This window comes from Bartonella sp. AP57NXGY (genome assembly GCF_042195805.1).
Lineage (GTDB): Bacteria > Pseudomonadota > Alphaproteobacteria > Rhizobiales > Rhizobiaceae > Bartonella.
This window is the reverse complement of record NZ_JBHIOZ010000388.1, coordinates 1-984: the sequence shown is the minus strand read 5'-3', so window position 1 is coordinate 984 and position 984 is coordinate 1. Positions and strand designations below refer to the sequence as shown.

General features: G+C 37.5%; 1 pseudogene. It reads left to right on the top strand.

Annotation, left to right across the window (positions count from 1 at the left end):
- Positions 1 to 69 (top strand): annotated as a pseudogene (locus tag ACFIL8_RS11055) (transcriptional regulator); the annotation flags it as partial.
- Between the last annotated feature and the right edge of the window lie 915 nt (positions 70 to 984).

Genomic DNA, 984 nt, shown 5'->3' with positions numbered 1-984 from the left:
CTTTTGAAAAATTTTAGAGAGCTCCAGCCGAAAAAACAAAAAGCAATCTTATGGTTGATTTCTGATTAAGCAAAAGCGCACACAAAGCATAAATCCTCCGCATCATTTTACGGATATACGTTTTTATTTTACGGATCAACGTTTTGATGCTTCTCCACATTTACAGAAAGCAGCCAAACGAAACTTTCAAATTCCCCTCGCACCACTTTGTAAACATAGGTTTGTCAACAATACAGCTTCTTACTCTAGCCAATTCCCCTGCTGATTTCAGATCACGACACCACAAAGGATAATGTTGCATCAAACGCGACAGATACGTCCTATTTTAAAATATTCTTGCCCCTTCACCACCCTAAAGTAAGATCACGCAAAGCACCGGTCAATCCCACTTCAAAAACAACTTTCCCCACACCCTCTCTCCTCTCTCGTCAACACACCCGCCTCTTCATCCAAGCTTCCCCCCCTTCATAAAACTCTTCATCCCCACACCCCAATCTTCTCTCCACATTCCATGCCATGATAAAATCATACACCACGCATAAAGTCCCAGCTTCCTTTTTTGCACATTTCCGTTTTTGCGCTTTTACATATTTACAGAAAGCAGAAAATCTGTAAAAAATGCATTACACAATAACGTTTTCAACAACTGTCATTAAAATCTCACCTCCCTTTTCATCTAACTCCCCCTATTTTCACTTAAATCATAGATATAAACCGCCCTATTATCGTATTGAGCAGCATAAAATTTTTCGACAAATTCTAGCGATCAAAAGAGTGCATAAGAAGCATTTTACGACTTTTAAAAGAATTTTTATTTACACCCAGTGCTTTTTTGTAACGTAGAAGAGCACATTTAATTAATTGACTATAAGAAAGTTTGAAATGAGAGAAGCTTTTCGTTTTTCTCGTTCAACATCCACAACGATAACTCCTTCTTATAAATCAATTTTTTTCGTAATACAAAACGCACCAAAAGGAATAGAC